Raw genomic sequence first — 5,252 nt, 5'->3', positions numbered from 1 at the left:
TAGCGCGCTGGGCACGCCGCCAGGCGCAGCGCCACGCCGAGGGCGAGCGCCGCCGCCCCCGCCAGCGCCGCGGCGCGCAGCGACAGGCTCCCGAGACGGCGGAGGGCGGCGGCCATAGGGGACGGGGCTCGGGCTCAGACCGGGATCACATCGAACTGATCCGGGGTGTAGAGGGACTCGACCTGCAGCTCGATGGGCCGGTCGATGAAGGCCTCGAGCTGCGCGAGGCTCGTCGACTCCTCGTCGAGCAGCACCTCGACCACCCCCGGCGCGGCGAGGACGATCACCCGCTGCGCCTCGAACTGCTGGACCTCGCGCAGGATCTCGCGGAAGATCTCGTAGGCGACGGTCTCGGCGCTCTTGACCGTCCCCCGGCCGCCGCAGGTCGGGCACGGCTCGCAGGTGAGCTGCTCGAGGCTCTCGCGGCTGCGCTTGCGGGTCATCTCGACGAGCCCGAGCGAGGAGACGGCGCCGATCTGCGTCTTGGCGTGGTCGCGCTCGAGGGCCTTCTCCAGGGCGCGCATGACCTGGCGGCGGTGCTCGGGGTCGGCCATGTCGATGAAGTCGACGATGATGATCCCGCCGAGGTTGCGCAGCCGCAGCTGCCGGGCGATGGCCTGGGCGGCCTCGAGGTTGGTCTTGAAGATGGTCTCGTCGACGTTGCGGTAGCCGACGAAGGCGCCGGTATTCACGTCGATGGTGGTCATCGCCTCGGTCTGGTCGATGACCAGGTGGCCGCCGGACTTGAGCTCCACCCGGCGCGCCAGGGCGCGCTGGATCTCGTCCTCGACGCCGTAGAGGTCGAAGATCGGCCGCTCGCCGCTGTAGTGCTCGATGCGCTCGGTCAGGTGGGGGAGCAGGTCGTGGCAGAAGTCGCGCAGCTGCTGGTAGCCCTCGCGGGAGTCGACGCGCACCCGCTCGACGTCCTGGGTGGCCAGGTCGCGCAGGGCGCGCAGCAGCAGCGGCAGGTCCTCGTGGACCAGGTGGCCCGGCTGCGCCTGCTCGGCGCGGCGGCGGACCGACTCCCAGAGGCGCACCAGGAACTGCCGGTCGGCCCGCAGGGCCTGCTCGGAGGCCCCCTCGGCGGCGGTGCGGAAGATCAGCCCGGCGCCCTCCTGCCCCTCGTCGCCGAGGGCGTGGGCCACCGTGCGCAGCCGCGCCCGCTCGGCGTCGTCCTCGATCCGCGCCGAGACGCCGACCCCCGCCGAGCGCGGGGTGAGCACCAAGTAGCGCGACGGCACCGTGATCTGCGTGGTCACCCGGGCCCCCTTGTTGCCGATGGGGTCCTTGATGACCTGCACGAGCAGCGACTGGCCCTCGCGGATAAGCTCGTCGATGGGCGGCGCCCGCTCGCCGAGCCCGCGCTGGAGGTCGGAGACGTGGAGGAAGGCGGTGCGCTCGAGCCCGGTGTCGATGAAGGCCGCCTGCATGCCGGGGAGCACGCGGCGGACCTCGCCGAGGTAGATATTGCCCACCATCCCCCGGCGGCGCGCCCGCTCGAGGTGGATCTCCTGGAGCACGCCGTGCTCGACGAGGGCCACCCGCGTCTCGCGCGGGGTGAGGTTGATGAGGATCTCCTGGCTCACCCGCGCCCTACCACTGCGCCCGCCACGGCACCTCGAGCTCGTCGAACAGCAGCGTCGTCTCGTAGAGCGGCAGCCCCATCACCCCCGTGTAGCTGCCGTCCAGGTGCTCGACGAAGACCCCGCCCCGGCCCTGGATGGCGTAGGCGCCGGCCTTGTCGTGCGGCTCGCCGGTGGCCCAGTAGCGGCGCACCTCGTCGGCGCCGATCGGGCGCAGCGTCACGTGGCTCACCGACAGCCGCGTGGCCGCCCGGTCGTCGTCGGCGAGGGCCACGCCGGTGACCACCCGGTGGGTGGCGCCGGAGAGCCGCCCGAGCAGCCGCCGGGCGTGGGCCTCGTCCTCGGGCTTGCCGAGGATCTCCTCGTCGAGGACCACGGCGGTGTCCGCCCCCAGGGCCGGGACCCCGGCCGCGGCGGCCGCGTAGCCGCGGCGCGCCTTCTCCAGGGCGAGGCGGAGGACGAACATCTCGGCGCCCTCGTCCGGCTCGGGGGTCTCGTCCACCGCCACCGGCGTCACGCGGTAGTCCACCCCGATCCGCTCGAGCAGCTCGCGGCGGCGCGGCGACTGGGAGGCGAGCACAATCCACGGCTTCATCGTCTTTGCTCCCCGCTCGTCGGGCGCCCGTGACGCCCCGTTCACGATCGATGATACGGATGGCCGTTGAGCAGCGTCCAGGCGCGGTAGCACTGCTCGGCGACCACCACCCGCACCAGCATGTGCGGCAGGGTCAGGGCGGAGAGCGACCAGCGCGCCTCGGCGCGCTCGAGGACCGCCGGGGCCAGGCCGTCGGCGCCGCCGACGAGCAGGGCCAGGTCGCCGCCGCGGTGGCTCCACGCCTCCAGGCGCTGGGCCCAGCGCCGGGTGTCGAGGGCCTCGCCGCCCTCGTCGAGGGCCACGATCCCGGCCCGCTCGGGCACCGCCCGGAGCAGCCGCTCGCCCTCGCGGCGCGTCGCCTCGGGGTCGTCGGGGCCGCGCCCGCCGGCGGCGACCTCGGTCAGGCGCAGCTGCCAGCCCCGGCCGAGGCGCTGGGCGTAGTCGTCGAAGCCCTCGCGCACCCAGCGCGGCGGCTTGCGCCCGACTACGACGAGGTGGATGCGCACTCGGCGTCCATCTCCCACATCCGCTCGAGGCGGTAGAACTCGCGGCTCTCCGCCGTCATGATATGGACCACGGCGTCGCCGAGGTCAATCAGCACCCAGTCGGCGCTGCCGCCCTCGCCCTCCACGCCGACCGGCGTCACGCCGCCGGCGCGGGCGGTGTCGATCACGCTGCGCGCCACGGCCTGGACGTGGCGCCGGGAGGTGCCGGTGGCGACCACGATGAGGTCCGTCACCGGCGTGCGCTCGCGGACATCGATGACGACCGGGTCCTGGGCCTTGATCTCCTCGAGCGCGTCGCGGATCAGGCCCTCCAGCTCTTGCAGCGGCATGGCGACCTCGCTAGTGGATTGCACGGGGCATCCCTCGTACTCGCTTGCTCATTGCTCATCCCTCTCAACGCCAGGATCGGTCAGGCCCGGCGGGCGCGGCGAGCGGCGGGCGGTCACAGCTGCGGGTAGCCGTAGAGCCCCTCCCGCGCCAGGCGCTCGCGCACCGGCTCGGGCACCAGGTAGCGCACGGAGCGGCCGCAGGCCAGGGCGCGGCGGATCCCCGTCGCGGAGATATCCACCGGGGTGACGGACTGGAAGCACACCCGCCCGGCGACGCTGCGGCGCAGCTCGGCGGGGTCGGTGCAGCGGCGCTGCTCGAGCTCGGCGCGCAGCGCCGCCGGCAGGCTGCCGCCGGCGCCCGGGCGCTCGGTGACGACGAGGTGCGCGTAGTCGAACAGCCGCCGCCAGCGCGACCAGCCGGGCAGGCCGCGGAAGGTGTCGAGCCCGAGGATCAGGCACAGGGAGACGGGGCCGAGCTCGGCGCGCAGCTCGGCGAGGGTGTCCACCGTGTAGGAGGGGCCCTCGCGGTGGAGCTCGCGCTCGTCGACGGTGGCGCCCGGGTGGTCCGCGACCGCCGCGCGGACGAGCGCGGCGCGGGTCTCGGCGCAGACGCGCGGGCGCGCGCGGTGCGGCGGGATGCGCGCCGGGATGAGGCGCAGCTCGGCGAGCTGCAGCGCCTCGCGGACCTCCTCGGCCGGGCGCAGGTGCCCGAGGTGGATGGGGTCGAAGGTGCCGCCGAGCACGCCGACGGTCCGCAGCCCCCCTCCGGCCGCCCCCGGCCCTGCGGGATCAGCTGCGGATATGGCCGTCTCCCAGGACAATATACTTCTCGGTGGTCAGCCCCTCGAGCCCCACGGGCCCCCGGGCGTGGAGCTTGTCGGTGCTGATGCCGATCTCGGCGCCGAGCCCGTACTCGTGGCCGTCGGCGAAGCGCGTCGAGGCGTTGACCATCACCGAGCTCGAGTCGACCTCGCGCAGGAAGCGCTGCGCCTTGGTGTAGCTGTCGGTGACGATCGCCTCGGTGTGCCCGGAGCTGTACTGCGCGATGTGCTCGAGGGCCGCGTCGAGGCCGTCGACGACGCGCACCGCGAGGATCGGGCCGAGGTACTCGGTGGCCCAGTCCGCGTCGCTGGCCGCGACGGCCTGGGGCACCCGCTCGCGGGTGCGGGGGCAGCCGCGCAGCTCGATGCCGGCCGCCGTGAGCCGCTCGGCCGCCTCGGGCAGGATCCGCTCGGCGGCGCCGGCGGCGACGAGCAGCGTCTCCATGGTGTTGCAGGTGCCGAGGCGCTGGGTCTTGGCGTTGACGGCGATGGCCACCGCCTTGTCGGGGTCGGCGTCGTCGTCGAGGTAGACGTGGCAGACCCCCTCGAGGTGCTTGATCACCGGCACCTGCGCCTCGGCGGCGATGCGCGCGACCAGGGACTTACCGCCCCGGGGGACGATGACGTCGACCCACTCCGGCATGCGGATCAGGGCGCCGACGGCGTCGCGGTCGGTGGTGGCCACCACCTGGACGGCCTCGGCGGGCAGCCCGGCGTCCTCGAGGCCCGCCTGGACGCACTCGGCGATGGCGCGGTTGGCGCGGATCGCCTCGGAGCCGCCGCGCAGGATGGCGGCGTTGCCCGACTTGACGCACAGCCCGGCGGCGTCGGCGGTGACGTTGGGGCGGGACTCGTAGATGATGCCGATGACGCCGAGGGGCACCCGCATGCGGCCGACCTGGATCCCCGAGGGGCGGGCGGCGAGCTCGCGCACCGCGCCCACCGGGTCCGGCAGCGCGGCGATCTCGCGCAGCCCGTCGGCCATGGCCTGGATGCGCCCGGGCGTCAGCTCCATGCGCTCGACCAGCGAGGCCTCGAGGCCCGCCTCGCGCGCAGCGGCGAGATCCTCGGCGTTGGCCGCGGCGATGGCCTCGGCGCGCTCCTCGATGCGCGCCGCCATGGCCTCGAGGGCGCGATCGCGCGCCCCGGTGCTCGAGCGCGCCAGCTCCCGGCCGGCGCCGCGGGCGGCGCGGCCGACCCGGTGCATGGACTCGGTGATGCTCGTGGACTCGTCGGTGCTCGTGCTCATCGCCCCTTCAGTTCCGTGGCCCTCGGCCCCGCCCGGCGGGCACCGCCCGCCGGCGGGCTGCGCTCTCGATCGTGGCAAAGAGCGCGCGCCGCGTCTATTCCTATTCTGCCATGGCGCGGGCGAAACGGGAGACCAGGGCGCGCAGCTCCTCCTCCGGGCGGCCCGGCGG

6 protein-coding genes are annotated in these 5,252 nt (G+C 74.6%); all 6 read right to left on the bottom strand.

Going from position 1 to position 5,252, the window contains the following annotated elements:
- Nucleotides 1-134 precede the first annotated feature (134 nt).
- A complete protein-coding gene (gene rng, locus CKO13_RS10420) occupies nucleotides 135-1,586 on the bottom strand; it encodes a ribonuclease G (RefSeq protein ID WP_200260577.1) in 1,452 nt (483 codons plus the stop codon).
- Nucleotides 1,587-1,593: 7 nt separating this feature from the next.
- Complete coding sequence (locus CKO13_RS10415; RefSeq protein ID WP_200260574.1) at nucleotides 1,594-2,178, bottom strand: Maf family protein; 585 nt, start codon at nucleotides 2,176-2,178, stop codon at nucleotides 1,594-1,596.
- Nucleotides 2,179-2,219: 41 nt separating this feature from the next.
- Nucleotides 2,220-2,684 (bottom strand): 23S rRNA (pseudouridine(1915)-N(3))-methyltransferase RlmH, encoded by a 465-nt coding sequence (gene rlmH, locus CKO13_RS10410; RefSeq protein ID WP_200260571.1) that lies wholly within the window; start codon nucleotides 2,682-2,684, stop codon nucleotides 2,220-2,222.
- The gene (rsfS, locus tag CKO13_RS10405) at nucleotides 2,663-3,013 is read right to left on the bottom strand and encodes a ribosome silencing factor (protein WP_200260568.1); all 351 of its coding nucleotides are present in this window, start codon (nucleotides 3,011-3,013) and stop codon (nucleotides 2,663-2,665) included. Before rsfS ends, rlmH begins: the two co-directional genes overlap by 22 nt.
- Before the next feature lie 113 nt (nucleotides 3,014-3,126).
- Nucleotides 3,127-3,756 (bottom strand): nicotinate-nucleotide adenylyltransferase, encoded by a 630-nt coding sequence (gene nadD / locus CKO13_RS10400; RefSeq protein WP_338034637.1) that lies wholly within the window; start codon nucleotides 3,754-3,756, stop codon nucleotides 3,127-3,129.
- A 46-nt stretch (nucleotides 3,757-3,802) separates the two neighbouring features.
- Nucleotides 3,803-5,083, bottom strand: a complete 1,281-nt coding sequence (locus CKO13_RS10395; RefSeq protein ID WP_200260565.1) for a glutamate-5-semialdehyde dehydrogenase — start codon at nucleotides 5,081-5,083, stop codon at nucleotides 3,803-3,805.
- Between the last annotated feature and the right edge of the window lie 169 nt (nucleotides 5,084-5,252).

Origin of the sequence: Halorhodospira neutriphila (assembly GCF_016584055.1) — a bacterium.
Lineage (GTDB): Bacteria > Pseudomonadota > Gammaproteobacteria > Nitrococcales > Halorhodospiraceae > Halorhodospira > Halorhodospira neutriphila.
Note: the sequence above shows the minus strand (reverse complement) of the source record. Positions and strands in the feature narration are given on the sequence as shown.